Annotated in this window: 1 protein-coding gene; it reads right to left on the reverse strand. The window is 44.7% G+C overall.

What is annotated here, in order from left to right; translation table 11 throughout:
• Nucleotides 1–72 precede the first annotated feature (72 nt).
• Nucleotides 73–778 (reverse strand): IS3 family transposase (locus ABD930_RS08675; protein WP_345231330.1); only part of this gene is annotated, 706 nt, incomplete at its 5' end.

Below are 778 nucleotides of genomic sequence, written 5' to 3' on the forward strand. Positions count from 1 at the left end.
TGGAATTACAACAAAAAAGTGGAGACATTTTTCAGTATTTAGGTTAGGTTGATTTTTTCTAACATTATAATCCTAAGCAGCCTCAACCAACAGCAATTTTTCATATTGTGCAGGTGTTAAATATCCGAGGGCTGAATGGAGCCTTTTCCTGTTATACCAGCTTTCAATATATTCGAATACGGCCAGTGAAGCTTGTCTCCTGTCAAGATATTCATGATGATATATCCATTCGGTTTTCATCGATTTGAAAAAACTTTCCATAGGAGCGTTGTCCCAGCAATTGCCTTTCCTGCTCATGCTTTGCAGTACGGGATACCTCTTCAGTACAGCCTTAAATTCATCACAGGCGTATTGCACACCACGATCCGAATGAAACAGCAAAGTTCCCTTCGCTTTACGGTTTGCCATCGCCATTTTAAAAGCGGGTATTACCGTCTGATCGGCCTTCATGCCATCACTCAAAGACCACCCGATGATCTTCCTGTCGGCAAGGTCCATCACCGTAGTGAGATACAGCCATCCCTGCCGGGTTGCGATGTAGGTGATGTCACTTACCCACTTCCTGCCCATTTCCGCTGCACTGAAATCCCTGTCAAGGTGATTCCTGCATATACGGTAAGCGTGTGAGGAATCTGTTGTGCATACCCGGTATTTTTTTCTGGTGATACTTTTTAACCCTATCTTTTTCATCAACCTGGCCACTCTTGGCTGTGATACCTGTATGCCATTGTTGCCCAGATGTCTGGTGATCCTTGGGCTGCCATAAACGCCCCGGCTT

This window comes from Olivibacter ginsenosidimutans (assembly GCF_039542865.1).
In the GTDB taxonomy this organism is placed as follows: Bacteria; Bacteroidota; Bacteroidia; order Sphingobacteriales; family Sphingobacteriaceae; genus Olivibacter; species Olivibacter ginsenosidimutans.